The sequence below is a fragment of the Streptomyces sp. NPDC002817 genome, assembly GCF_053592055.1.
Window position 1 is genome coordinate 602,363 of the sequence record NZ_JBSFUY010000003.1, and the last position, 22,312, is coordinate 624,674.

Sequence of the window (22,312 nt, forward strand, 5' to 3'; positions counted from 1 at the left end):
CGCCTGGCGTTCGGGGACGGGGGTGGCCATCCCGATCCCCACCCACCCGCGCCTCTGAGGGCGGGCCGACATCCTCCAGCCCGTCCGGCGTTCGGGGACGAGGGCGTGCCGTCCCGATCCCCCACCCACCCACGGGTGGCTCCGTCTTTCCACGCCGGCCCGTGTCTCTCGGCCCGTCCGTTTGAGGACGATGCCCCTCAAGGGCCGACAGGGGGGTCTGGGGGCGGAGCCCTCAGGGAGCGGGGTCGAAGGGGCAGCGCCCCTGGAGGATGGGACGGGTAGGGGCGGCGGGGGCGAAACAACCCGCCCCGAACCCCCTACGTCCCGGCCCGCTCCCGAGCCCGCCTCCCCAACAACTCCGCCAACCCCCGCCGAGTAGCCGCCAACACCACCCGATCCGCCCCCTTCAGCACATACGTATCGGGCAGATCCCACACCAACCCCGACGGCGACCCGACCTCCTCGTACGCCCCCTCCACAGCAGACTCCTCCCGCCGCCCGGAGTACGCCGTGTCCAACGCCAACACCCGCCACGCCCCCGCCCGAAACGCCTCCCCGACCGTCCTCCCCTCCAACTGCGGATGCCCACCCACCTCGACCGCGGCGAACAGCAACACCCGCCGCTCCACCGGAATCGCCCCCAGGATCTGCCGCCCCATCATGGCGCCGGCAAACGCGGGCGCAGCCAGATGGGACACACTCCGACTCCGAGTGGAAGCCTGCGGATGAGCCGCCCGCAACGTCCGGTACACCGCGGTGGCGAAGTCGTCGTCGTACAGCCGCAGCACCACCCGAAGTTCCGGCCGCACCGACCGCGCATACAACGCGGCCTCCAGATTCGTCGTATCCGCACTGGTCACCGCCAACAACGCATGCGCCCGATGCACCTTGGCAGCCTCCAGCACCCCTTCCTGAGTGACATCCCCGAGCACCACGGGCACCCGCAGCCGCCGAGCGGTAGCAAGCCCCCGGGCCTCGGGATCGGACTCCACGCACACCACCGGGATGTTCAGCTCCCGCAACCGCGTCAGCACCCGAGTGCCGATCTTCCCCAGCCCGAGCAGCACCACATGCCCACCCAGCCCCCGCGGCGGCTTGCGCAACGCGGACGCGGTCCGAAAGGTCCCCAGCGCCTCGAGCACCGCGGCCAGCAGTACCGGCAGCAACAACAACCCGACCAGCCCGGCGAGGAGTTGCAGGACCTGGCGCCCGGTGGACGCCCCGAGCGCCGGATCGTTGATGGCGAAGAGATCGAGAAGGGTCATGTACGTCGCGTACAGCGGATGCTCCCCGGTCACCACCGTCAGCGCGACGGCGAGCGCGGCCACACACCCCACCAGCCCGGCCAACGACCACCGCAGCCGCCGAGAGAAGAGCGAGGCGAACGGCGGCACGACACTGCGCCCCGGGGACATGGAGGGCGCCGCGTACGACACCTGCTCCAGCACCACCGTCCCGCGCTCACCGGCCGCCCGTACCGCCGCGGCGTCCGGCAGCAGCTCGGGACCCTGCTCGGCACCGCCCGGATCGGCCCCGTCGGGCCCCGCGGTGCCGTTGCCGCTCGCGGACAGCAGCGCCAGCGTGGCCCGCCCGGAACCACCGTCCCCCGGCGGCAGCTCCACCGCCCGCAGCAACAGCCCGTCCGTCTGCACGACCTTGCTGGTCCCGGCGACGGCACTGGCCACCAGCGCCGGCGCGGCGGTGTCGGCGTCGGACAGGACGGTCGTAGACGCATCGAAACCGGACCCGGCGTCGGACCTGGCTCCGGACCCGGCGTCGGAGCCGTCGCCGGAAGCCAAGGCCGACGCCTGATCGAGGAGTTCCTCGATGTACTGCCCCAACCGCCGGTTGTAGAGCCGCAGTACGAGCCGCAGCCGGGGATTGAGCCGGCGGGCGGTCAGCGCGGCACGGATGTTGGTCTCGTCGTCGTCGTACACGAGCGCCAGCGCGGCGGCCCGCTCCACCCCGGCGTCGGCGAGCACGGCCTCGGTCGCCTCGGCGGCCTCCAGCAACCGGTCACCACCGGCGGGTTCAACCACCCCCGCCCGGCCGCCGGCGGCACTCACCATCCGGTCCAGCAACGCCGCCGAAGCCGCCCGCGCCCGCCCCACCACCGGCGGCCGCACACTCCGCTCGGACGCGGGCACGACGAGCGTGACCTGCTCCCCGTACACCCCGCGCAACTCGGCTGCCAGCCGATGCGCGAGCCCGTCGTCGCCGCAGACCACCATGTGCGTGGCGGCGGCACCCTGTTGACCTTGATTCGGAACGCTGCCCACGAGGGGAAAGAGTGCCTTACCGGGGCGGGGGGTTCCAGGAGGGGGCCGGTCAGCGGCGCCGGTTCCTGTGGTCCGTAAGGTTCCCGCCATGATCCGGCGCGGAGTTGAGCAATGGCGCCAGAATGCCCGTATGGGAGGAAAGGCACCGCACACCGAGCCCGGAGGTACCGCGCCCGTGGCCCTCACCAAAGCCGCGCCGAACCGGCCCGACGCCACCCCGAGCCCACCCGACGCCACGCCCGGCGAGCCGAAGGCCCCGCAGCCGGAGGACCAGGCCCGCCACCTCAACTCCCCCCTCCTGCTCACCATGCTCCTGCTCCTGGCGCTGCTCATGCAGGGCCCGATCCGCGGGCTGCTCGCCGCCCCGGTGATGCAGAGCTGGATGACGGTGTTCGTGGCCGTGGTCGTCCAGGCGCTCCCCTTCCTCGTGCTCGGTGTGATGCTGTCGGCGGCGATCGCGGTGTTCGTACCGGCGTCGTTCTTCGCCCGCGCGCTCCCGAAACGCCCCGCCCTGGCGGTCCCGGTCGCGGGCGCGGCGGGCGCGGTGCTGCCCGGCTGCGAGTGCGCGTCCGTCCCGGTGGCCGGCGCCCTGGTCCGCCGGGGCGTCGCTCCCGCCGCGGCCCTCGCGTTCCTGCTCTCCGCCCCGGCGATCAACCCGATCGTGCTGACGGCGACGGCGGTCGCGTTCCCGAACAACCCCGAGATGGTCCTGGCCCGTTTCGTCGCCAGCCTGTTCGTGGCGTGCGCGATGGGCTGGCTGTGGCTGCGCCTCGGCCGTACCGACTGGCTGCGGCCGCCGGCCCGTGCGTCGTACGAAGGTCAGGGCAGGGGAGCGGCGTTCTGGGGGTCGGTCCGGCACGACGTGATGCACGCCGGCGGTTTCCTGGTCGTCGGCGCGATGGCGGCGGCGACGCTGAAGGCGGTCGTACCGGAGGAGTGGCTGCGTGCGGCGGCGGGCAACCCGTTCGTCTCCGTGCTCGCCCTCGCCGTACTGGCCGTCCTGCTGTCGATCTGCTCGGAGGCGGACGCGTTCGTCGCCGCGTCCCTGTCCCAGTTCTCGCTCACCGCACGACTCGCGTTCCTGGTGGTCGGCCCGATGATCGACCTGAAGCTGTTCGCGATGCAGGCCGGCACCTTCGGCCGCGGCTTCGCGCTGCGCTTCGCGCCCGCCACCTTCGTCCTCGCCGTCCTGGTGTCGGTGCTGACCGGGGCGGTGCTGCTGTGAACCGGCACGCCCAGTCGGCGGTCATGTTCCTGCTCGGCGCGACCCTGCTGCACGCGGGCAGCACCGACCTGTACCTCCGATACGTCAAGGCGGGCCTGCAACCGCTGCTGCTGCTCTCCGGCGCGGTCCTGATCGCGGCGGCGGTGGCGACGCTCTGGTACGAGCGGCGTGGCGGCCAGGCGGAACATCACCACGAGCCCCGGGTCTCCTGGCTCCTGGCCCTCCCCGTCCTCGCCCTCGTCCTGGTCGCCCCACCGGCCCTCGGCTCGTACAGCGCGATGCGCACGGGTACGGCCCTCCAGGAGGCGTACGGCTATGAGGACCTGCCCGCCAAGGGTCCGCTCCGCCTCGGCGTGGCCGACTACGCGGGCCGCGCGGTCTACGACCACGGGCGATCCCTGAAGAACCGCGAGCTCAAGGTCACCGGATTCGTCGCCCTGGACCGAGCGGGCCACCCCTATCTCGTCCGTATGGCCCTCAACTGCTGTGCCGCCGACGCCCAGCCGGTGAAGGTCGCCCTCACCGGCACGATCCCGCCGGTCCTGCGCCCGGACGCCTGGCTGGAGGTCACCGGCACCTACACGCCCCAGCGGACCAAGGACCCGGTGAACAACGGCCCGATCCCGTATCTGAAGGTCACCTCGTCGCGGCCGGTGACGGCGCCCACGGACCCGTACGACGAGACCTGGAACAAGTGACGGTCACATCAGGCGCGCGAGGGCGGCGGCCTCCGTGGTGCCCTCCTCCGCGCTGAACACATGCAGCACGAGCCCCGACTCGCCCGGCCCGGCGGGCACATGCAGCGTCTCGAAGTCCAACTCCAGCAGTCCTACGACGGGATGCCGCAGCCGTTTGCGACCGGCGGCGCACATCGTGACCTCACCGGAGTCCCAGATCCGCCGGAAGTCACCGCTCTCGGTGGCCAGTTCGGCGATCAGCGCGCCCAACTCGCCGTCGCCCGGATACCGCCCGGCGGAGACCCGCAACTGCCCCACCGCCTCGTCGGCCCGGTCCTGCCAGTCGGGGTGCAGTTCGCGGGCGGCGGGGTCGAGGAAGAGGAACCGCGCGTTGTTGGGATCGCGCCGCCCCGGCACGTCGAGGCCGCCCATGAGCGCGGCCCCCAGCCGGTTCCAGGCGACGACGTCGAGACGGTGGTCGGTGGCGAAGACGGGCAGCCGGTCCATGGCGTCGAGCGCGCGCCGCAGCCCGGGCCCGATCCGGGTGGCCGGCACGGGCTCGTGCCGCCCGGCGGCGAGGGTGTCGAGATGCCGCCGCTCCGCCGCGTCGAGACCGAGCGCCCGGGCCAGCGCGTCCAGCACCTCGGCGGACGGCTGGGTGGCCCGCCCCTGCTCGAGACGGACGTAGTAGTCCACGCTGATCCCGGCGAGCTGCGCCAACTCCTCGCGCCGCAGCCCCTGCACCCGGCGCCGCTTGTTCCCCACGACCCCGGCCGCACCGCCGATCCCCGCCTGCTCCGGCGCGACCCGCCCGCGACGGGCCCGCAGAAACCCACCGAGGGCCCGCTGACCGTCGTAGCTCACATCCATGAACTCCAGTATGCGTGGCCCTGCCAATACCAGGATCGACGATCCGCCGGTCGAAGGGGGTTCTGGCTGGAGCCGGGGGAGCCGGGCGAACCTGACGGCATGAAGAAGATCCTGATCGTCAGCGCCCACCCCGATCCCCGCTCCCTGAACAGCGCGTTGACGACGTTCGCGGCGGACCACCTCCGTGAGGCGGGCCACGAGGTACGGCTCTCCGACCTCTACGCGATGAAGTGGAAGCCGACGGTCGACGCCGACGACTATCCCGACCACGCCCCGGACCGCCGCCTCCACGTCATGTCGGCCTCCGAACAGGCCACGCTGGGCGGCCACCTGTCCCCCGACGTCGCCGCGGAGCAGGAGAAGATCCGCTGGTCGGACGCGGTCGTCCTGCAGTTCCCGATGTGGTGGTTCTCGGCACCGGCGATCCTGAAGGGCTGGATCGACCGCGTCTTCACCAGTGGTTTCGCCTACGGTCCTCAGGTCCCGCCGCCGTACGCCGAGAGCGCGTTGACGGGCCGCCGGGCCCTGTTGTCGGTGACGCTGGGCGCCAGGGAGACGTCCTTCTCGGACCGGGGCATCCACGGCCGCCTCACGGACGTACTGCACCCCCTGCAGCACGGGCTGTTCTGGTTCACGGGCATGACCCCGCTGGAGCCCTTCGCGGTCCACGACGCCAACGAGCTGCCGGAAGCCCGCTTCCAGGCGGCCCGACAGGCGTACGCGAGGCGCCTGGACACCCTGTTCACCGCCGACACGGTCCCCTTCCGGTCGCTGACGGGCGGGGACTACGACCGAGGCATGCGGCTGCTGCCGGACAGGGAGCGAGCGGGGGCGGCGGGCCTGGACCTGCACGTCCTCTAGTCAGTGGCTCTCAGTCGGTGACCAGGGCGAGAGTGAACCCGTCGTACCCCTTGGACCCGACGGTCTGGATGGTCGTGGCGCTCAACTTCGGGTGCCCGGCGATGAGTTCGGTGAACCGCCGGACCCCCTGCACCCGGGGGTCGTCGCTGTCCGGATCGGTGACGGCACCGTCGCGCACGACGTTGTCGCCGACGATGACACTGCCCGGCCGGGTGAGTTGCAGGGCCCACCGCAGGTACTCGGGGTTGGACGGCTTGTCGGCGTCGATGAAGACGAGGTCGAAGGGCCCGGCGCCCTCGTCGGCGAGAACGGGCAGTGTGTCGGCGGCCTTCCCGACCCGGAGGTCGACGAGATGACCGACCCCGGCCCGCTCCAGACTGGCGGCGGCGACCGCGGCGCACCGCTCATCGGCCTCCAGGGTGACCAGCCGCCCGCCCTCGGGCAGGGCACGGGCGAGCCAGATGGTGCTGTAGCCGCCGAGGGTGCCGATCTCCAGTACGGAACGGGCCCCCTGGATCCGGGCGAGCAGGTGCAGCAACTTCCCCTGATTGGCGGCAACTTGGTGCGCGGGCAGCTCGGCGGCCTCGCTGTCGCGGACCGCGGCGAGCAGCGCGTCGTCCTCCTCCACGAGCAGCCCGTCGAAGTAGTCGTCGACGGCGGTCCAGGTCTGCTGCGACGTCCCCTGCGGCACAGTGGGCTTCCCTTCGATACGAGTGAGTTCCGTATGGGAACTTACCCGAGATCGCTCACTGCTGGTAGGGCTGCTGCTGCGGCTGCCCGTACGCCTGCTGCCCACCCACGGCCTGCACCTGCAGCTGATCCGCCTGCTCCTTGGTGATCTTCTGCTCCGCACCGCAGAAGGTGCACTGCGTCGTGAACTTCGTCGAGAACGGGAAGAGCGGCACGAAGAACAACGTGAACTTCGTGACCCGCTTGCGCAGCGTGTGGGCGGCGGGGTTGCCGCACTGGCCACAGACGAGGGTGAGTATCGCGAGCTGATAGAGGTAGCCCTTGGTGCCGAAGATGATCATGCGGGGTCCTTTCGGGGTGGTGCCTACCGGTCTGCCTGCCGACAAAGGTTACGGCTGACCTTGACCGCGGGCCTCAGTGCGCGAGTCACACCAGACAAAACAGTTATCGACACGGCTGCTGTCACGCCCCGGCGGCGGCGTCGGCCACGTGGTCCCTTCGACTGCCGCGTCGAGGAGGCCGCCGAGCCGGTGCCAGGCGCCCGGGCCGGCGTGCGACATGGGGCTCGCCGCGAACCGCTGCCACGCCGCGTCTCCGTGCACCTCGGTGACGTACGCGGCGACTGCGGGACGAGTGGTGTCGTAGCGGGGCCGCGGGCCTTCAGTGCTGACCAGGCAGGCAGTGGCCGGAGCAGCTCCGAAGGGCACTGTCGCCGCACTGAGCGATCCCGGTCGTTGGCTTGATCATGACCTGTCGTGCCGTTCGCGCTCCGTCCTAGGATCGTCACTCCGCGTACGAGGGGGCGAGATGGCGGCTGGTGGATCGGCGTCGCGGCGTGCGCAGGAGGCGAGGCGTCAGGAGCGGCTGCTGCGGGAGCAGTGGCAGGCAGCCAGGCAGGAAGCACACCGTTGGGAGGCGGCCGGCGAGGGCGAGCGGCGCGTCGCCGCCCAACTGTTGGTCCTCACGGAACGCGGCTGGCGTTTGCCCCTCCATACGCGCGATCAGCCACTATCAGCGGCTGCTTACGCGAGCGGACATACCGGTGTGCTTGCTGGAGCACTACGACGGCCATGCCGTGCCGGCAGTGAAGCTGGGAACCTACCGCCGGGCCAAGGGCCTTGAGTTCAAGCGCGTCCACCTGCCCCGCTACGACGAGACCATCGCAGGCCGCTCCGGACCCGCTGAAACGGAGACCGAACGTCGGCAACTAGCCCGGAGTCAGCTCTTCGTCGCCATGACACGAGCGCGCGACGTCCTCTGGCTGGGCAGCATCCGTTCGAGCTGAACGGGAGTCCATGGTGGCTTCGCGGGGGTTCACGATGTCAGAGCGGCCGGCCGTCTGCGTGAGCTGCTTCGCCCGTGGTTCCCACGAGACTCCCGGTCGGCACGGCTTCCTTGGCCTTCGGCTCATCAGCTCGTTCAGCCATTCGCCGTTGTCCACGTCCGGCCGATCCATGGCACGGCCTTCTCCAGGGCATTCCTGGCGAAGGCGGAAGAGGGGCCGAGCCAACCTGTCCTGGGCGATGCTCGACAGAGAGGGAGCGGGCGCAGGTCGGGTCACACCCTCTTGACGACGATCGTGTCCGGGACCAGCTTCTCCAGGTCGTCGACGTCCGAAGTGAAGACGGTGACCTGCCCCTTCTGCTGTCGCGCAACGACGGCGAGCACGGCGTCGATTGCATGCTTGTGGCCGTGCAATCGGGCGTCGGTCAGGAGTCGGCGTGCCTGGCGGGCCTCGTTCTTCCCGATGGCGGCGACCTGGAGCCGGGACAGGACCCAGTCCCAGCGCTGTTCGGTCGTTCTGCCGTCGTACGCCTCGACCAGGGTCATCGGCGACGTCACCACTTCGGCCTCCCCACGCGCCGCGAGGTCGAGCCGGGCGATCATCTTCCGATCGCCGCGCACGGCCAAGGAGAGAGCTTCACAGTCCAGGACGAAGACACGGAGCGGCCTCTGCCCGTGCTCACCGACTCGCTTCTTCACGCAGCCTCTCCGGCGTTGTGCTGTCCCGAGGCTCGGCGCCGCTCGTGTTCGGCGTCGAGATCCCCCAACTCGTCGAGAGCTGCCACACGCTCGTCCTCAGTCACGGGGCCGTGTTCTTCCTGCAGCCAGTCGACCAGTTCCAGGAGCCGGTCCCGGTCACGCTTGAAGCGCAGCGCCTCGGTGACGTACGCCGACAGGCCCCGCTCAGCCGCGTCCGCACGGATCTCGTCCAGGAGATCCTCGGGAATCGTCACGGTTACCTTCTTCGTCGCCATACAAGAGACCATACTCCCGGTATTACGCTCCTTACCAGCGGGCCGCGCGACCGAGGCGCCAGGAGTGGTGGACCGCCGCGACGGGATGGGTGCCCGGTCGAGGTCCGATGAGGGTCGGTCGGCGAGCGCGATGACGTGTTCGCGGGCGGCGGGGCTGTGGCCGACGCAGCGCTGGGAGACCGGGATGCGGAGGAGGGAGAAGTGGGCGGCGCGGTGGCCTGACCGACTTCGTTTGGCTCCCCGCTTGGCCCCCGAACACGACAGAGGCTCATTCGCGATCACGCGAATGAGCCTCTGACTAGCGTCGGGGTGGCGGGATTTGAACCCACGACCTCTTCGTCCCGAATGAGGGTTGGTCAAGATCGACACCGGGTGGTTTGGTGTTTTGCCTGGTCGGGGCGTTGGGGTGGGGTGGTCTCGGGTGGCGTGGAAGGGGCTTGGGGAGCGAGTCGGCTCCCAGGTGGCTCCCAGAACCCGGCACGGAGGCGTCGGCGTCCCTACGCCCGGCGTGACAGGTCGTCCACCAGGAGGTCGAGGGTCGCCTCCTCATGGAGCGCGACGCCGAGGGCGGTCATGGCGGGGGCGAGATCCGGGTCCCAGTCCGCGTCGACCGGCTGGCCGTCGAGGGCCAGTTGAGGGATGCCCTCGGCCTGACTACGAGCGGCCAGGTGCTCGTAATCCGCGGTGCCCATGCGCCACGGCCGGGCTTCGTAGCGGCGGATGACCCGGTTGGCCAGAGCGATCCCCGGCCAGTCGAAGTCGCCGTGGTACGCGAAGCGGCAACCCGTGGCGGCGAGGGCGTCGAGAAGAGTGAAGACCACGGTGGCCGCGCTGCCGGAGGTGCACACCAGGGGCTGGACGCAGGCCGCGTCCGCCGCGGCTTCCACCACGCGCGGATTCTCACAGATGTGGATGAGCGTTCCGGCGGGGAGCTGCAGCCGGAGGCCATGCAGGTCGCGTGGTGTGACGTGCACTTCGGCGTGATGGTCGGCTCGCTCCCGCAGAGCACGCTCCCGCCAGCCCTCGCCGTCGGGGCGCAGTCCGTACGTCAGCACCGTGCTGGAGACCTCGTCCGGCGTGACGGACACCAGCCGCCACAGAGCGCGTCGACCGGCCGCGTCGTCGGGGAAGTCGGTGCCGTGGGCGAGGGCGACCCCGCGTTGGACGAGGCGTGCGAGCCAGGTGCCGTCGTCCAGTCCGTGCGCGGAGCCGGTCGTCATGGCGGCGAGTTCTCCTCGACCGCGTGTGCCGTTGCGTTCAGGTCCGTCGGGTCCGAGGAGAGCGGTGAGGACTTGGACCGCCTGCTGGAGTGTCCATATCGCCGCTTCGGGCGTCACTCCTCTCGGAACACCGGAACGGCGCAGCAGGTCGTACCACTGCCGGGGCCATTCCTGGTCGGCGAGTGGGGAGGCGTCCAGTGACGAAGCAAGAGACGACCACACCTGTTCCCGCCGTGCCGCCACGTCCGCGCGGGCGGCACGGCGGTCGGTGAGTGGCGGGCCGAGTTCCTCCAGGGTCTGTCTGAGGCCGAGTCCGGCGGCCGAGGCGCGTAGCCGTGCGTCGAGCACGTCGAGCCGTATGGTCACGGCGGCACCTGTGAGGGGTTTGCCCAGCAGGAGAGACAGGTCGTTGCGTTCCTGGGCGTTCATCGCGGTCAGTCGGAGCGAACCCGTGGCCTGTACGCCGTTGCTCTCCAGGCGTTTGCGTGCCCCCTGCCAGAGCCGGGTGAGTCCAGGTCCCGTCAGCCAGTCGCGCGTCGCGGCGGGCAGCCCGCTCATACGGACACCAGACGCCGGTGCCGGCCGTTCCAGGTGTAGTGAAGGGTGGCCACCCCGCGTACGTGGGGATCACGGAGGCACTCGTATATGTGCAGGGACGGAACCTCGGGCCAGTTGCCCATGAGCCGCTCGCTGGTGAGGACGAAGTCGAGATCGAGGTCGACGAGGATACGGCCCAGCCGGCCGTGGGTGGGTTCGTCGACCTTGGCGAAGGCGTCGTCCAGGAGGATCAGCCGTGGCGCGTGCGGTGCTGACTCGGCGAGGCTGGTGAAGTGGGCGGCTGCCGCGGCGAAGAGCACGAGGTAGGAGAGGACCCGTTGTTCGCCCTGGCTGAGACCGGTCCGGCCGGTCAGTTTCCTACGGCGGCCCGGAGCCGCGTCCTCGACCACGAAGGTGTGGAAGCGGAACCAGTCGCGGTAGTCCAGCGCGGTCCGCAGATGGGCGGCGTAACCGGCTGACGGGTCGGCACGGCGGGCGTCCTCGATTCGGCGTTGCAGCACCTCGCGCAGCTGCTCGGTCTGGTCGCGCGTCCTGAGGCTCGACGGACTGCGCAGCAGCTCGACGGCCGCGCGCACATCCGCGTCCACGTCCTCGTCCAGCTTCCACAGGAGCTCGACACCGAGGCCGTGGGAGGTGCGCACGGTCCGCAGGGTGTCGTTGAGAGCCGCGACCAGGTTCGCTGCGGTGATGACCTGTGCCGAGAGGTGGTCGCCGAGCTCACCGGTCAGGAACCGCTGGAACACTTCGCGTTCGCGCTCGGTGAGCCGTCCCCGGGCCTCCGCCGCCTGGACTGCGATCCGCTCGCCCACGGCCGCGACGTCATGGGACCCGTGGTCGTCGACCAGACGGCACACCTTGATCCCGTCTCGCTCCTCCAGCTGCGCGTCGAATCCGCCGGCCAGTTGGTCACGCAGATCGGTGTGGCGGTTGAGCAGGGTGCTGTCCGACACCTCGCCCTTCGGGCGGCCGAGGGCATGTTCCACGGCGTCGGCGAGGGCCCGCAGTGCTCGTAGACGGCTGCGCACGTCCGCGCCGGGATCGTCCGACATGTACTCGGGCAGCGAAGCCCGGTCAAGCCCGGCGCCGCGCACCACCTCGGGTCGGCTGAGAGCGCCGCGAAGAGCGCTGCCGACGTTGATGACCGCGGTCTCCTGATCCACCAGGCTCCCGCGCAGGCGCTTTTCGTCCTCTTCCGCGCGTACGCGCAGGTCGTGGAAATCGTCGCGAGCTCGTTGTGCCGTGGGGAGCGCTTGGACGGCGTTCGCGATGCGCTGCTTGGTCTCCTGCTCGCGGGAGAGGATCTCCTCCTCGGACGACCCGATGGCCTCCTCGCGGGTGCGCAGGTCCTGCTCGGCGGTGCGCAGGCCGGTGAAGTGGACCCGGTAGCTCTCTTCCGCGGCCAGGCGATCCTCGCGGGCGCGTCCGTACCGGTCGGCATCGGCCTGGTTCGTACCGAGCCGCTCGCCCGTGCCGCTGACGGCCCTGCGCAAATGTCCGATACCGGTGAGCAGACCAGTCAGTGCGGTGCGCACACGGTCCAGGGAGGCGGGGTCGCCGGGCAGGTCGTGGGCGGTCGCGGTGGCATCCGCCTCGGTCCGCGCCGATACCGCGAGAGCGCGTGTCTCCTCGGCGAGCCGCGCCGCCCGGGTCGCCTTGGCGGTCAGGTCGCGCAGGGTCCGCTCGGCTGATTCAGTCCTGCTCCACGCGTCCGCGAGATTCCGTGCCCTGGGGAAATCCCGTTCCGCGAGCGTGAGAGCCCGACGCATGGCATCGGCTACGGCGAGTTCCTCGCGGACATCTGCCAGCCGTTGTTCCGTATGCGTGATCCGCTCCTCCAGCTCGGCGAGGATGCGTCGCCGAGTCTCGGCGCGTACGGCCGCCCCCACGTACTCGGTGGCGCCCTTGTCATGACGACCGCTGAGTACGCCCAGACGCCAACTGCCGTCGTAGAAGACCGCGTTGTGCGCGGAGGTCTCCTGTGCCGATGCGAGTGCGATGGTGGCCAGGAGACTCCCCACCTGCTCGGAGGTGACGCCGCAATCCGGTTCAGGGGCTGGGCGCAGGGCCGAGGCGAGAGTCGGCCCGTCGGATAGCACGGGACCCGGCTGGAGAAGGGTGTCCTGGGTGCGTGGATTGAGAAGGACGCCGTCCGCACTCACCCACGCATCCAGGATTCCGCTCGCCTCCAGCGCTCCTTCCAGACCGGCTCGGTCGGCCGGAGCCAGGTCGTCCGCGAAGTCCACGAGCCGGTAGAAAGGGGCTCCACTGCCCGGCGTCCTCGCGGCGGCGCGATGGTGCGGGGCCGGTGGCTCGGGGTCGGTACGTTGCTCCCAGTCCCGCTTCTGCTCCGCCAGGAGGTCGAGTTCCTCGCCGAGTCGGCTGACGCCGAGTACCAGGGCGTCCCGGCGTTCGGTGAGTTTCTCGCCGTACGGTTCCAACGCGGCCTGAGCGGTCAGCCACGCCTGGCTGTCGATATCGGGCGGCAGTGTGCGGTCCGCGAACGGCGCATCGGTAGAAGTCTCGAGGCCGACGACGGCGTGGACGGCGTCAAGCGACGGGCAGTCGGCACCCAGCGCATTCCGCGTGCGTGCCGCCCACTCAGCGACTTGACGGGAGTAGGCGCCGCTCTCCTCAGCGACCTTCTCACGGCTGCCGTCGAGATGGCCGGCGGCGTCTTCTGCCTCGCCTTCCAGCCGTTCTCGCTCGGCATCAGCCTGGGCTGCCCCGGCCCGGGCCTCGTCCGCCCGTGAGATGAGGTGGGTCACCTCCTGAACCATCCGGGCCCGGTTCCTTGCGACCGACTCGGCGTTTTCCAACTGGTTCTGCCAGGACTGCAGCCCTTCCTGCGCCGTGACCGTGTCCACTCGGGCCACCGACCGGTGCCGTACGGTGCGCGTCTCCCCGTCCGGAGTCGTCAGCTCGGTCTCGGTGGCCTGGGCGAGAACCGTGCGCGGCAGAGCCACCGCCTCGCCGAGGTGGCCGGTAGGAAGCCCGGCCTTCTCCGCCTGCGTCAGCAACTCCCGGTGTTCGGTTCCCAGCTCGGCCAGCCGACTTCCGAGGTGTTCGACACCTTCGGCCAGCCGCTCCGCCGAGCCCTCCTCCGCGTCGTGTGCGTTCCGCAGGGTGGTGAACGCGGCCACGGCGGCGGTGTGCAGCGCCTCCACCGTGCCGCGGCGCTCCGACAGTTCGCGCAGGCTGCGGTAGGCGTGACTGGCGTGCAGGGCGGCCAGGTCGGTCCGGGCGTCCTGTTCCTCTTCGCGCAGGGTCTCCAGTCGGCCCTCCGACTCCTCCTCCTGCGTCCTCAGGTCGCTCGTCCGCTGTGCGGCGTCTCCGGCCGCCCGGCGTCGCTGAGCGAGGACGCCCAGCTCGTGGCTCACTCCCTTGGCGGAGGTGCGCAGGACCCCGGCCAGGTAGCCGCGGTAACTGGTGAGGAACGTACGCAAGGCCGCGTCCGTGCGTTCCAGGCGGCCGAGTTCGTCCCGTACGGCGTCGAGGTCGTGGAGGTTGCGCGCCACCTTCTCGACCACGTCCTCGTCGAGCCCCGGCAGGGTCTCGCTCAGCAGGGAGACCAGGCCCCCGTGTTCGATCCGGTCGCCGACCGTCGGGCGCCGCAGCCGGTGGAGGAGCTGGGTGAGATTGCGGTAGCGCGTAGCGTCGGTGATGCCGAACAGTTCCCGGGCCACACGTGAGCGGTGCTGGACCGCACGGTCGGTCGTGTTGTCGGAGCCGACGATCTCCTTGAGCCGGTCGACCGGCAGCGGCTTACCGGCCTCGACCAGGTGCAGGTCCTCACCGATCCGCAGCGGGGTGACGAAGAACGTCGGCAGCGCCTTCTGCGTCGACTTCGAGGCGCGGATGGCGGCACCGAGCGTCAGGTGGCGGTGACCGCCGTCGTCGGCCGTGCCCCGGAACTCCACCCACAGGTACCCGAGACGGTTGGTCTGCTCGAACCCGTCCAGCATCAGCCAGGCGAGCGTGGTGCGGCCGGTGCCTGTCGCGTCCAGTGCCCGGGAGTCGCCGTCCAGAAGATACGGGAGCAGCATCTCCAGGGCCTTGGACTTGCCCGCGCCGTTCTTGCCACGCAGCAGCAGCCGTCCGTCGCCGAAAGAGAACTCCTGCTCGTCGTACTGCCAGACGTTCTGGATGCCCGCCCGGTGCAGCCGGAAGCGGGAGCCGGTGGCCGTCGCGGGGCCGGTGGTTGTCGCAGCGCCGGAACGCGGCAGCGGAACGAGGCCACGCGCGTCGGTGGTCATAGCGGAAACTCCTCTTGAACGTCCGTGCCTTTGCCGGCTGCGGTGGCCGGGCGCACCGTGACTTGGGTGGCGTAGCGGGCCGCTGCTGCCAGCAGCACCCAGCCGTCGCCGCCGGGCCGTGCGCCATGGACATCGGTCACCGTGCGTCCTTCCGATGCCTCTTCGACGTACCCCTCCGGCAGTCCTTCGCCCTCGGCGCGCAGCCGGCCCGCGCGGGCCATCAGCCGCATGCGGACCAGCAGGTCCAGTACGGCCTCTCGCAGGGAGGGAAGGTCTTCCAGGTAGCCGCGTTGCCAGTTGCTGCGCTGCCCGTACTCGGTGATGAGCTCGGCGAGCACCTCGTCCACCAGGCCGTCCGGGACGGCCACCCCGATGATGAGTGTCCCGCCGGTCGCCGGATGTCCCGGTTCCTGCGGCCGAAGGCGTTCCACGAGCCGTTCCGCCAGCAGCAGCGCGGCCTGTGCGACGGTCCCCGTGCCCGGCAGGTGCAGATCCGTGAGTTCTTCCTCTGGGTCCACCAGTGCCACGCCCTCGGCACGGATCTCCATCTCCAGACCAAGGAGTTCGGAGAAAGCCTGGGCCTCCCGGCGCTGCCGGGTGCGCAGCCAGTCACGCTCGGCGTCCGTCAGCTCGTCGAGGTGGACGACGGGTGTCTCGACGAGCATCCGGCGCACGTAGGTGCGTGGTCCGCCGAAGCCCGGGTCCGCTGCCCGCCGGACCAGGTCGGCGCCGTTCCGTGCCTGGGAGAGTGGGCCGGCGACGATCACGCGTGCCAGCTCCCGGTCTATCGTGATCAGGGCTTCTCCGCCCGCCTCCTGCGCAAGTGCGGCCACATGGCCCTCGGTCTCGATGAGCACGTCCCAGTCGACGAGCTGGCGCATCGCCGCGACCAGGGTCCGCTTCCCGGCCGCTCGGCCCGTTTCCTCCAGCTCGATTCCGGCGTCGGCTGCGGCAGCCCTGATATCGGCGACCAGGTGTGACAGGAGCATCTGCTCGGGCGCGGTCACCAGCACGGACAGGGCGAGCGCGAGGCAGGCGTACGTGTGTGGAGTGAACGGGGTGCCGGTGGAGCGCTCCAGCCGATGACCCGAACCCGTCCCCAGCCCCGCCTTGAACAGGCGGGCGTAGGAGCTGTCGACCAGCAGGCGGTAGCCGAGCACCTGCTGGAACCGTTTGCCCAGCCAGTCGGCGTGCCTGCGGATCAGCGGGAAGAGGTCGGCGTGGGGGCCGTCCGATGCGATCAGCGGGTGGGCGAGCAGCAGCCGGGCGGCGGTGCGGCGCTCGGCTGCCAGGGCTACGTCGTGAGTCGAGGGGAGGGTCATGACACGCTCGCCTCCGCTTCGCCGCCGACCGCGGCGGAGGTGCGACCGATGTCCAGCTCCAGGTCGTCCAGCAGCAGGTCGCCGTCGGCCGAGTACAGCACCGTTCGCGTGCCCGCCGTCCGGCGCACGGTGAGGCGGATACGCAGTTCGGCGTCTTCACTGCTGGCCGAGTCGAGGTCGAACACCGCCGTCCTCTCCCCGTCCGTGCTGACGGGCCTGCTGAGCTGTGCGTTTCCGAGCGCTGTGGCCAGTAGCTCCAAGAGCAGGCCGAGCGCCGCTGACGTGAGGCGTACCTCGGCGAACCGGCCGGACGCGCTGCGCAGTTCGTCCGCCGCCGCTGCTCTGGCCGCTGCCCGCTGCCGTGCGGCCTCCCTCAGCAGCTGCTTCTGCGCGGAGTGGTCCTCCACCGCGGAGGCCCGGCCCCGCTGGGCGCGGCTGCCTCTTTCCCGCAGGGCCACCGGTACCTCGACCACCGGACCGGTCCACCAGCTTGTGTAGGCGGGCACCACCTCGTCGGTGGCCGGAGGTATGCCCAGATGGCGGGCGCCGTACAGCCCGAAGGCGGCGACGGCGATGTCGTGTGCGTCCCGCGGCGCCGCTTCGTCGAACCAGCGGGCCAGCCGCAGCAGATCCTTGCGCCGGGACATCTCCCCGGTGGCCGACCGCAGCATTCGCTTGGCGTTGGCGAGCAGCGACTGCAACGCGCGCAGGGTGGCGTCGCGTAGCTGGTCGACCTGGCTGCCCTGGCCGTCGGTGTTGCTGAACCAGCCGCGCAGGCCCTCCCAGTCCGCGAATTCGCGGCCCCGGCTGCGCTGGATCCGGACGTCCGGGCGGCTTTCGCCCTGCGCCTGCGCCTGCGTCGAGAGCCCGGTGAGCCCCTGGGCGTGGGAGTCCAGCCGGTCCAGCAGAGCCGGGATGTGCGGCCACAGGGTGTCCAACGCCGCCGAGATCCGGGGCGCGCGGAACGCCACGTCCTCCGTGATCGCCTCGACGTAGTCCAGGAGCAGCTCCTTGAAGCCCTGGTACTCGGCGCTGTCCAGGTCGTAGCGGGACAGCACCTGGCCGAGGTAGGCGTAGAAGTCGCGTATGGAGTCCGCGAACTCGGTGAACTGCACGAACAGCGTGCTGATCCGCTCCAGTCCGTCCTGCGGCTCGACGCCGCCCGGCGCGGTCACGAGGTCGGCCAGCTCCCGTAGTCCGCGCTCGACCAGGGCCAGCAGTTCGTTGCTCACCTCGCGGGCGGCGTCGGCCTCGGTTAGGACCCCGTCGGCGTCCCGCTGGATACGTTCGCCCAGTTTCGACAGCTGGTAGCGCGAGCGGGAACGCTGGTACTCGCTGATGCTGGACGCGTTCACCGTGTGGCTGCTGCGGAGCAGGTTTCCCCACTGGACCAGCTGCTCCAGTCGGACTGTGAGGGTGTCGGCGTCGAGTCCTGCGGCGGAAGCACCGGTCTGGCGCAGTTTCGCCATGATGTCCGGGACGGCGAGATCCGCCAGCAGCGTTCCGCAGAAGACCCGCATGATCGCGACGTGCTCCAGCCGCTCGGGCGCGCTGAGGTACGTGTACGCGTTCAGCCGCCGCCGCGCCTCCTCGTCGGCGTCCTGACCTGCACCGGATGCTGATGCCCCCATGCCCGTGAGGTTACGCGGCGCACACGGGCGCCGTCGGTGGGTGGCCGAAAATGCCACGGACGTGTGCCGGCCTGTGGCGATTCCCGTGCCAGCGGCCTGTGTGGCATGGGGGGCGTCCGGCGTCCCCGGCTCACCCTGAATGGGCCCTTCGGTTTCTGTGCCGCGTGGCCTCCAGGAGAATGGGGTACGTTCAGGCCGATATCGATGGGGGCGGAAGACGGAAGGAGGCACGCGGTGTCGTACGAACCCAAACTCGCCGCGGCTCTTTCCGGCGCGACTCTGCGTCAGCTGTCCCACTGGCGCCGAGCCTCCGGGCCCAAAGGCGCCGTGCTCGTCCCCGAGATCTCCGGCGAGAGGCCGATCCTCTACTCGTTCCGCGACGTTGTCGCACTCCGCATCTGCCTGCAGCTGCGCGAAGAGGCTTCGTTGCAGAAGATCCGCCGTGCGCTGAACACGCTCCGGGAAGACCTCGGCGAGTGGGAGCACCTCTCCTCGTACAAACTCGTCGCGGGCCCGGACACGATCTATCTGGCTGAACCCGACCACGCCGTAGACCTGATCAAGGGGGGCAACGTGGTCATCCACCAGATGGTGGATGTTCTCGCGCCCTTCTATAAGGACGGCCGTAGCATTCCCGCTCTGCTCACCCCCCGTGAGCACGTCGCGGTCGACGAGTCGGTCCGCGGCGGAGAACCGGTCATCCAAGGCACCAGGATCCCAGCCTCAGATGTCGCTGCCCTCGTAAGAGACGGCATCCCGCCGGACCAGATCGGTGAGTTCTACCCAGGCGTGACGGCCGAGGCCGCCCGGGACGCCGCCGACTTCAGCGAGTACGTCGACAGCTATGGCAGCAGCGAGCCCCGGCAGGTTGTCGCTTGAAACTGCTGCTCGACGAGAACGTGCCCCGTCCCATGGCCGAGATCGTGCGCATCCTGCTGAAGGCACATGATGTCGTCCACGTCCACGAGCTCAAGGGCTGGACGGGCACGAAGGACATTGAGCTGTACGCCAAGGCCAAGGCCGACGGCTTCGAGGTCGTCATCACTAACGACACCAAGCAGCTCAGCCGGCCACTCGAAGTGGCGGCCATCGCACAGTCGGGCCTGCATCGCATCGAGTACCGTCAGAACAACAAGCACGGTGGCTTGGTGGGTCTGGGCACGGCGATCGCCACTGTCTGCGCGGCCCTTCCTCACGCCTTGTCCGAGCTCGCAGCGGCTAGCGGCCAGCGTCTCGTCTCTCTGACGTCGATCGACCCGACCCGGCAGAAGCGCCTCCTGATCACGGACCCGGCCGTCGCCCCGCCGAAGCACTGGCCTGGCCGCGATTCGACCGCCAAGTCCTGACGCCTCGATACACGAGGGTTCCCGGCCGGTACCCGTGGGAAGCGTTGCCGGGAAATGATCTGGCATCGCCGCCTCAAGACTCACTGCCGAGCTCTTCCTGGAGTTCGGCGATGCGGTGTTGGGTTGCCGCCGCGTTCTTCTGCTGACGGGCCAACTTCGCCTCGGCGGCTGCCAATTCCCGGGCGAGCCTCTCTCGATCAGCTGCCGCCCGCTCACGGATGGTCCCGTCATCGCGATATGCTGGCCCTACCTGCTCACTGCTCACTACGCCGCGACGCTCCCCGCACTCTGGGCAGTCGACGACGCGGGTAGAAATGTAGCTGTGCTCGCGATGCTGAATGTGTGGCACCACATGGTCGCAACGGAGAGTGAGGTCCCAAGTATCGAGATCCTTCTTGCGTTCCTCCCGTGAGGGCCAGGAAGCGAACAGCCTGGCGAGCTTCTCCACCTGCTTCGGCCCCATCGGTGGTGGCGGGCAGCAGAAACAGCAGTGCGTTACCCGAGAACCGCTGACGGTCCACCGGGCGTCCCGGCAGTCGACGTGCCGCTCCCGGAACTTCTGGTTGGCTTCCTCGTATTCGAGCTTCTCCGCGTCGGACAACTTCAGGAGGGGTGGCCAGCTCCCCAGCTCATCCGTCATGGGCAGTCCGCAACCGCGGCAGGGCTCACCAGCCACGTACTCCGCCCAGCTGAGACGTGTACCTTCGCGCTCCCACTGCTCATCCCGCTCGCGGCGCCGCCGGTCATCCGCTTCGGCCTCGAGGGCTGAGCGCAGAGCACGCTTGGCGGCTCGTTGCCGCTTCTGCTCCTCAGTGAGCTTGGCCATGGGTTTCACCCCTCGCTGCACCGTGTTCTCGTGCACGACCGTGCAATCCATGCTGGCGTGGCCATCCCGTGCGCCGACTGCCCGTGTGTCGGATGACGACTTGTGACCGTACCTGGATCGCAAGCGGCCTTCAGGCGACTGGTGTCGTCTGGATCAGACAGCCGGAGGTTCCTGATTTGATACGTGGTCAGGAGCCGCACTGTAGAGAGCACGGACAACAGGGCACACGACGCAAGGGCCAATCTCGCTAGCCCCGCGACCTGCCCCGAACCCGTACATGCGGCGCGTCTGTGAAAGTCCCCAGCACTCTGTCACGTCCCCTTGTGGTGTAGCACCGTGATTCGTACACCGCTCCTGAGTGCAGGGAACTCTCGTGGAGCGGGGCGCCGGTGAAGGATTTCGGAGCTTCGAGACCCTCGGTTTATTCGTCCGCTCCCCGGTCCGCTCGTGCTGACCTAGGATCGTTAGCGACCATGCACCCACCGTGATGGCTCGCGGTGGACCGGGTGCGTATACACCTTGGGGAGGCGCCGTATGGCTCGGCCTCTCCGTGACCACCGGCACCCCGGGGCGACAAAAGGGCACGGGGAAGACGATGAGGGACCATCACCTGACGAGGGGCGAACTGATCGACGGCCGCTACGAGCTAGCGGAGCTGCTCGGCAGAGGTGGCATGGGCGAGGTGTGGGCGGCGTACGATCAGCGGCTGGACCGGTCTGTGGCCGTGAAGCTACTGACACCACGGACGGCTGTCTCCAAGATGCCGCGCAGGCTCGATCCGCAGGACCCCGCCGTCGTCCGCTTCACCAGAGAAGCACGCCTGATGGCCAAGCTGGAGCACCCGTACGTACCGGTCATCCATGATGCGGGCACCCATCGAGCGAGTCGGCTCTATCTGGTCATGCAGCGGGTGTACGGACACACGCTGGACCGGCTGGTGGCCCAGCGCGGACCCTTTCCCGTGGAGTGGGCCGCCGCGGTGGGCGCCCAGGTGTGCTCCGTGCTGGCCCAGGCTCACGGACGCGGCTTCGTCCACCGGGATCTGACGCCCCGCAACGTGATGCTCACGACAGACGGCACGGTACGCGTCCTCGACTTCGGTATCGCCACCGCTCTGCAACCACCGGACGGGCCACGGTTGACCGACGCCGGCATGGTGGCCGGAACTCCGGGCTTCATCTCTCCAGAACAAGGCAAGGGGCAGGCGGCCACTCCCCTCAGTGATCTGTACGCGCTGGGCTGCGTGCTGTACGAGATCCTGGGAGGCCGACCGCCGTTCACGGCCGACGAGCCGCTGGCCCTGGTGGTTCAGCACATCGCCGATACTCCGGTACCACTGGATCGGCTGCGCGACGACGCACCAGTCGAACTGTGCGATCTGGTCTCCCGCTTACTCGCGAAGCGCCCGGAGGACCGACCGGCGGACGCAGCCGAAGTCAGGGAGGCCCTCGCGCCCTGGGCCGAGCAGGCGGTGCCGAAGGCCACCCGCGCCGGAACTCCGAGGCCGCACGATGGCACCGGCCTTTCGAACGATCCGCCCCCGGACAAAGCACACGCACCCGTTCCGGAGCGCGCCCCGGCCCCGCTTGCGACGGCAAAACCTCCCGTTCAACCAGCGCAACCGCCGTCCACTTCCGGGGACGGGCCGCCTGCAGAGTCGGCGGACCTGCGCGAGCGCGCGCAACGCCTTGCGGCAGAGGGACGGTTGTCACAGGCACTGGAGTTGCTGGGCAAGGACCTCAACGAGGTGCTGCCCCGTTTCGACTCCTCCCATCCAGAGGTCGTCTCCCGCCGACTGGCCATCCTCCGCTTGCAGTTCGAAGCGCAGGAACTGCAAGCGGCACGCGAGGGCTGCTTGGATCTCGCGGAAACCCTCGTGTCGACCCGTTCCGCGCCGGACGCGGACCTCGCGACTTGCCGGGTGATGGCAGCCCGCTGCCTTGGCCGACTCGGGCACAACTCCGCCGCCCTCCTGGAACTTCGCGAGGCACTCGATCTCCAGAAGGAGGTGCTTCCCTCGCTGGATCCGGAGGTGTTGGAGACCCGCCGGGACATTGCCACCCTCCTGGCGGGCTCAGGCTCGGCAGGTGAGGCTCTGGAGGCTCTGCGCCACCTCGCCGACGACCAACGGACCGCGCTGCCTCCCGACCATCCCGCCCATGCCGAGGTGGAGCGTCTGGTCAGCCGCCTGGGCAGACTGACCCGCGCGCTCCGCCTCCCGCCAGAATCCGCGGACGGCCCATCCACAACCAGGAGAGAAAGTATGTGAACTAGGTAAACGAACGAATCGCTCGTC

18 protein-coding genes and 1 pseudogene are annotated in these 22,312 nt (G+C 69.9%); 7 read left to right on the forward strand and 12 right to left on the reverse strand.

All coding sequences use genetic code 11. From position 1 onward, the window contains the following. Positions 1–317: 317 nt before the first annotated feature. On the reverse strand, positions 318–2,231 hold the full coding sequence (locus ACWD3I_RS08870) for an NAD-binding protein (protein ID WP_365402569.1): 1,914 nt from the start codon (positions 2,229–2,231) through the stop codon (positions 318–320). A 178-nt stretch (positions 2,232–2,409) separates the two neighbouring features. On the opposite strand from ACWD3I_RS08870, the gene ACWD3I_RS08875 reads away from it, so the two are divergent. Continuing rightward, positions 2,410–3,504 (forward strand): permease, encoded by a 1,095-nt coding sequence (locus tag ACWD3I_RS08875; RefSeq protein ID WP_365402516.1) that lies wholly within the window; start codon positions 2,410–2,412, stop codon positions 3,502–3,504. Further along, on the forward strand, positions 3,501–4,202 hold the full coding sequence (locus ACWD3I_RS08880) for a TIGR03943 family putative permease subunit (protein WP_365402519.1): 702 nt from the start codon (positions 3,501–3,503) through the stop codon (positions 4,200–4,202). Before ACWD3I_RS08875 ends, ACWD3I_RS08880 begins: the two co-directional genes overlap by 4 nt. Positions 4,203–4,205: 3 nt before the next feature. Here the strand turns inward: ACWD3I_RS08880 and ACWD3I_RS08885 are convergent, their stop codons facing one another. Further along, positions 4,206–5,051, reverse strand: coding sequence for a helix-turn-helix domain-containing protein (locus tag ACWD3I_RS08885; protein WP_365402522.1), 846 nt, complete (start codon positions 5,049–5,051; stop codon positions 4,206–4,208). 99 nt (positions 5,052–5,150) lie between these two features. Between ACWD3I_RS08885 and ACWD3I_RS08890 the strand changes: the two genes are divergently transcribed. Further along, complete coding sequence (locus tag ACWD3I_RS08890) at positions 5,151–5,912, forward strand: NAD(P)H-dependent oxidoreductase (RefSeq protein WP_365402525.1); 762 nt, start codon at positions 5,151–5,153, stop codon at positions 5,910–5,912. Between the two features lie 10 nt (positions 5,913–5,922). Here the strand turns inward: ACWD3I_RS08890 and ACWD3I_RS08895 are convergent, their stop codons facing one another. Both ACWD3I_RS08895 and ACWD3I_RS08900 read right to left on the reverse strand, forming a co-directional pair. Then, a complete protein-coding gene (locus tag ACWD3I_RS08895; protein WP_365402528.1) occupies positions 5,923–6,603 on the reverse strand; it encodes an O-methyltransferase in 681 nt (226 codons plus the stop codon). A gap of 55 nt (positions 6,604–6,658) precedes the next feature. Then, positions 6,659–6,943, reverse strand: coding sequence for a zinc-ribbon domain-containing protein (locus tag ACWD3I_RS08900; protein WP_365402531.1), 285 nt, complete (start codon positions 6,941–6,943; stop codon positions 6,659–6,661). Positions 6,944–7,650: 707 nt separating this feature from the next. On the opposite strand from ACWD3I_RS08900, the gene ACWD3I_RS08905 reads away from it, so the two are divergent. Continuing rightward, positions 7,651–7,887: a 3'-5' exonuclease gene (locus ACWD3I_RS08905; RefSeq protein WP_365402534.1), complete on the forward strand. Its 237-nt coding sequence runs from the start codon at positions 7,651–7,653 to the stop codon at positions 7,885–7,887. Between the two features lie 272 nt (positions 7,888–8,159). Here ACWD3I_RS08905 and ACWD3I_RS08910 read toward each other — a convergent pair whose 3' ends face one another. From ACWD3I_RS08910 to ACWD3I_RS08940, 7 genes and pseudogenes are all read right to left on the reverse strand, one after another. Continuing rightward, positions 8,160–8,585, reverse strand: coding sequence for a hypothetical protein (locus ACWD3I_RS08910; protein WP_365402536.1), 426 nt, complete (start codon positions 8,583–8,585; stop codon positions 8,160–8,162). Further along, complete coding sequence (locus tag ACWD3I_RS08915) at positions 8,582–8,860, reverse strand: ribbon-helix-helix domain-containing protein (RefSeq protein WP_365402539.1); 279 nt, start codon at positions 8,858–8,860, stop codon at positions 8,582–8,584. The genes ACWD3I_RS08910 and ACWD3I_RS08915 overlap by 4 nt, the downstream gene beginning before the upstream one ends. Positions 8,861–8,891: 31 nt before the next feature. Beyond that, a pseudogene (locus ACWD3I_RS08920) lies at positions 8,892–9,049 on the reverse strand (phosphorothioated DNA-binding restriction endonuclease); the annotation flags it as partial. A 308-nt stretch (positions 9,050–9,357) separates the two neighbouring features. Further along, the gene (locus ACWD3I_RS08925; RefSeq protein ID WP_365402540.1) at positions 9,358–10,638 is read right to left on the reverse strand and encodes a TIGR02679 family protein; all 1,281 of its coding nucleotides are present in this window, start codon (positions 10,636–10,638) and stop codon (positions 9,358–9,360) included. Then, entirely contained in the window at positions 10,635–14,891 is a 4,257-nt protein-coding gene (locus ACWD3I_RS08930) for a TIGR02680 family protein (protein ID WP_365402543.1), read from the reverse strand. The genes ACWD3I_RS08925 and ACWD3I_RS08930 overlap by 4 nt, the downstream gene beginning before the upstream one ends. Next, positions 14,888–16,213 carry a TIGR02678 family protein gene (locus tag ACWD3I_RS08935; RefSeq protein ID WP_365402546.1) on the reverse strand — a complete coding sequence of 442 codons (1,326 nt, stop codon included), beginning with the start codon at positions 16,211–16,213 and terminating at the stop codon, positions 14,888–14,890. The genes ACWD3I_RS08930 and ACWD3I_RS08935 overlap by 4 nt, the downstream gene beginning before the upstream one ends. Then, the gene (locus tag ACWD3I_RS08940; RefSeq protein WP_365402548.1) at positions 16,210–17,844 is read right to left on the reverse strand and encodes a TIGR02677 family protein; all 1,635 of its coding nucleotides are present in this window, start codon (positions 17,842–17,844) and stop codon (positions 16,210–16,212) included. Before ACWD3I_RS08940 ends, ACWD3I_RS08935 begins: the two co-directional genes overlap by 4 nt. 234 nt (positions 17,845–18,078) lie before the next feature. On the opposite strand from ACWD3I_RS08940, the gene ACWD3I_RS08945 reads away from it, so the two are divergent. Beyond that, entirely contained in the window at positions 18,079–18,723 is a 645-nt protein-coding gene (locus tag ACWD3I_RS08945) for a DUF433 domain-containing protein (RefSeq protein WP_365402551.1), read from the forward strand. Then, complete coding sequence (locus ACWD3I_RS08950; protein WP_365402554.1) at positions 18,720–19,190, forward strand: DUF5615 family PIN-like protein; 471 nt, start codon at positions 18,720–18,722, stop codon at positions 19,188–19,190. The genes ACWD3I_RS08945 and ACWD3I_RS08950 overlap by 4 nt, the downstream gene beginning before the upstream one ends. Positions 19,191–19,263: 73 nt before the next feature. On the opposite strand, the gene ACWD3I_RS08955 is transcribed toward ACWD3I_RS08950, so the two are convergent. Continuing rightward, positions 19,264–20,016: a hypothetical protein gene (locus ACWD3I_RS08955; protein ID WP_365402557.1), complete on the reverse strand. Its 753-nt coding sequence runs from the start codon at positions 20,014–20,016 to the stop codon at positions 19,264–19,266. A 550-nt stretch (positions 20,017–20,566) separates the two neighbouring features. Between ACWD3I_RS08955 and ACWD3I_RS08960 the strand changes: the two genes are divergently transcribed. Beyond that, positions 20,567–22,285: a serine/threonine-protein kinase gene (locus ACWD3I_RS08960; RefSeq protein WP_365402560.1), complete on the forward strand. Its 1,719-nt coding sequence runs from the start codon at positions 20,567–20,569 to the stop codon at positions 22,283–22,285. The last annotated feature ends 27 nt before the right edge of the window (positions 22,286–22,312 follow it).

Coding starts and splice junctions, on each gene's coding strand:
- ACWD3I_RS08935 (WP_365402546.1), bottom strand. CDS start 16,213: ATGACCCTCCCCTCGACTCACGACGTAGCCCTGGCAGCCGAGCGCCGC.
- ACWD3I_RS08900 (WP_365402531.1), bottom strand. CDS start 6,943: ATGATCATCTTCGGCACCAAGGGCTACCTCTATCAGCTCGCGATACTC.
- ACWD3I_RS08930 (WP_365402543.1), bottom strand. CDS start 14,891: ATGACCACCGACGCGCGTGGCCTCGTTCCGCTGCCGCGTTCCGGCGCT.
- ACWD3I_RS08885 (WP_365402522.1), bottom strand. CDS start 5,051: ATGGATGTGAGCTACGACGGTCAGCGGGCCCTCGGTGGGTTTCTGCGG.
- ACWD3I_RS08875 (WP_365402516.1), top strand. CDS start 2,410: ATGGGAGGAAAGGCACCGCACACCGAGCCCGGAGGTACCGCGCCCGTG.
- ACWD3I_RS08925 (WP_365402540.1), bottom strand. CDS start 10,638: ATGAGCGGGCTGCCCGCCGCGACGCGCGACTGGCTGACGGGACCTGGA.
- ACWD3I_RS08870 (WP_365402569.1), bottom strand. CDS start 2,231: ATGGTGGTCTGCGGCGACGACGGGCTCGCGCATCGGCTGGCAGCCGAG.
- ACWD3I_RS08915 (WP_365402539.1), bottom strand. CDS start 8,860: ATGGCGACGAAGAAGGTAACCGTGACGATTCCCGAGGATCTCCTGGAC.
- ACWD3I_RS08955 (WP_365402557.1), bottom strand. CDS start 20,016: ATGGCCAAGCTCACTGAGGAGCAGAAGCGGCAACGAGCCGCCAAGCGT.
- ACWD3I_RS08940 (WP_365402548.1), bottom strand. CDS start 17,844: ATGGGGGCATCAGCATCCGGTGCAGGTCAGGACGCCGACGAGGAGGCG.
- ACWD3I_RS08890 (WP_365402525.1), top strand. CDS start 5,151: ATGAAGAAGATCCTGATCGTCAGCGCCCACCCCGATCCCCGCTCCCTG.